Source organism: Butyricicoccus sp. AF18-9LB, from assembly GCF_027684505.1.
Classification (GTDB): domain Bacteria; phylum Bacillota; class Clostridia; order Oscillospirales; family Butyricicoccaceae; genus Agathobaculum; species Agathobaculum butyriciproducens.
Genome location: NZ_JAQCWA010000052.1, coordinates 1 through 2804, shown reverse-complemented (window position 1 = coordinate 2804; position 2804 = coordinate 1). Strand labels below are relative to the sequence as shown.

The following is a 2804-nucleotide window of genomic DNA, read 5'->3' as shown; positions in this document are numbered from 1 at the left end:
AGTGCGACTCGTTCCTGAACAAAGCCTTCGTGGTTGAAGGACAAAATCAGGCACTAACAAAAGAACGAAAAATTCAGATGTTAGGAGAACTAACAATCCAAGAGGTGGAATGATGGGGTAACGCCCTGAAACGCCCCCTTAATACTCCGACTGGCAGGTGTAAGTGAAAACTGACTTGTCAGAAGCTCGGTGAAGTCGGCTGAGAGTAGCCGTCTGGATTGCTGGATAATTACCAGCCCCACGAAAGCTGTCCAGAGGTGGACGGTGCTACCTATAGGCCGGAGGTCTACAAAATACCCAAGGTCAGAATGTTTGAAATATGACTGACGAAAACCGCGAATGTAAGGGTCTATACCATGACGGCATAGAAATGTGCCGGTAGCGTTCATCGCTAATTAGTGTGGTGGAGTAAAAATTGATGTTATGAAACACCATAGCACGTTACAGGCGTGTTCAAGCTGACAGGCTTAAAGCGGAGACCTAAAGGTATATGTAAAGATAGGATTGTTAGAACGAGGAAAGGCAGTAGGCTTCTATTATTAGGAAGTAAGCAGACGAATCATATAAGCTGCTGTACTACTGCTGAAAAGCAGAGGTCGAACTGATGATGTTTTCTGCGAAAAAGAGGAAAACGGAAGAATGGCCTCAAGTCAGTCAAACAGGCAACTTAGCACTTAGTCGCAATTAGGATTGCGAGTATGACAAAAAGAAGTCACTCGCCGTAAAGGAGAGTGATGCCTGATGCCAAATGAGAAGAAACCAAAAACCAAATGCGTGGAGTATCTCCGCCATGCTGAATACTACGATATGCAAAGTACCTTTGATGAACTGTATGCCAGAAGTCAGGCAGGAGAAATTTTCGAGAACCTGATGGATGTGATACTTTCAAGAGAAAATATCCTGCTGGCCTATCGGAACATCAAATCCAATACCGGGAGTATTACGCCGGGAACAGACAAGCTGAAGATTTCTGATATTGGTAAACTTACCGCTGATGAAGTCACAGCAAGGGTACGCAAAATCGTCAAGGGAGCTAAAAACGGCTACACCCCAAGAAGCGTAAGACGCAAAGAAATCCCTAAGCCAAATGGGAGTAACAGGCCCCTGGGAATCCCTTGTATCTGGGATAGGCTGGTACAGCAATGTATCAAGCAGGTCATGGAGCCTATCTGCGAAGCCAGATTCAGCAATAACAGCTATGGATTCCGTCCAAATCGGTCGGTTGAAAATGCGATAGCCGCAATCTACAGGCTTATGCAAAAGTCAGGACTTCACTATGTAGTAGAGTTTGACATAAAAGGTTTCTTTGACAATGTAGACCATTCAAAACTGATAAAACAGTTATGGTCACTGAATATCCGGGATAAAGAACTGCTCTATGTAATCCGTAGGATTCTCAAAGCGCCAATCCTCATGCCGGACGGCCACACAGAACACCCAACAAAGGGAACGCCGCAAGGCGGAATTATTTCCCCACTATTGGCAAATGTGGTGCTGAATGAACTTGACCATTGGATAGAAAGCCAATGGCAGTGCAACCCGGTAACGGAAAACTACGCTTACAGAGAAAATGCGGCAGGCTGTCCGATACAAAGCCATGCGTACCGGGCAATGCGGAATACACGGCTGAAAGAAATGTATATCGTGAGATATGCAGACGATTTTCGGATTCTCTGTAGAACAAGGGAACAGGCAGACCGGACGCTGATTGCGGTCACGCAATGGCTGAAAGAACGCCTGCGCCTTGATGTTTCACCGGAGAAAACGAGAGTTGTTGACGTCAGACGGAGCTATTCTGAATTTCTCGGATTCAAAATCCGACTACGCAAAAAGGGGAAAAAGTACGTCGTTCAATCGCACATGTGCGATAAAGCATACAAAAAGGTCAAGACCAATCTGACAAAGCAGGTTGGGAACATCAAATTTCCAAGAAAAGACCGTGGAGAAGCCGGAGAAGTACGGCTGTTTAACTCCATGGTTATGGGAATCCAGAACTACTATCAGTTAGCCACTGACATCAGCATTGATTGCGGTGATATTGGTAGAGCTGTCAACACAGTCCTTAAAAACAGACTGAAATCTGGAAAGACACACCGGCTGAAAAAGGAAGGCCGTGACCTGACAAAAATGGAAATCCAAAGATATGGGAAATCGGAGCAACTAAGATATATAGCACAATCCAAAGAACCGATTTATCCGATAAGCTATGTTCAATGTAAAAATCCAATGAGCCAGCGGCGGAAAGTATGTGCCTACACAGCGGCAGGCAGAAGTGAAATCCATGATGATTTGCGGATAAACACTTTCTTACTGCTACAGCTAATGAGAGCGCCTACATACAGCCGCAGTACGGAGTATGCGGATAACCGTATCTCACTGTTCTCCGCTCAATGGGGAAAATGTGCGGTAACGGGAAAGAAATTTCAGTGTATATCAGAAATTCACTGCCATCACAAGAAGCCAAAAGGAATTGGAGGCAGCGATAAGTATGAAAATCTGGTATTGGTGCTTGCGCCAGTACACGAACTGATACACGCAGTTGATGAGGACACGATTCGTTCTTATCTCTCCGCTCTTAAATTGGATGCTTCGCAGCTTGCGAAGTTAAATAAACTGCGAATACTGGTAAATCGGAAACCTATTGATTTGGAGAACCAGAAACCTATAAATTCTCATAATGGTATGACTAAGGAGACTAAGAAAACTGTTTGATTGATGGAACGCCGGATGCGGTGAAAGTCGCATGTCCGGTGTGAAGCGGGGGAAAAGCTGGAGATAACTTCAAAGGCTTACCTATCGCTATT

General features: G+C 45.0%; 1 protein-coding gene. It reads left to right on the top strand.

What is annotated here, in order from left to right:
* Positions 1-741 precede the first annotated feature (741 nt).
* Positions 742-2712 (top strand): group II intron reverse transcriptase/maturase, encoded by a 1971-nt coding sequence (gene ltrA, locus PGY33_RS14175; protein WP_270479189.1) that lies wholly within the window; start codon positions 742-744, stop codon positions 2710-2712.
* Positions 2713-2804 lie beyond the last annotated feature (92 nt).

Excerpts from the sequence above, each read along its gene's own strand:
- ltrA (WP_270479189.1), top strand. The coding sequence starts at position 742 with ATGCCAAATGAGAAGAAACCAAAAACCAAATGCGTGGAGTATCTCCGC.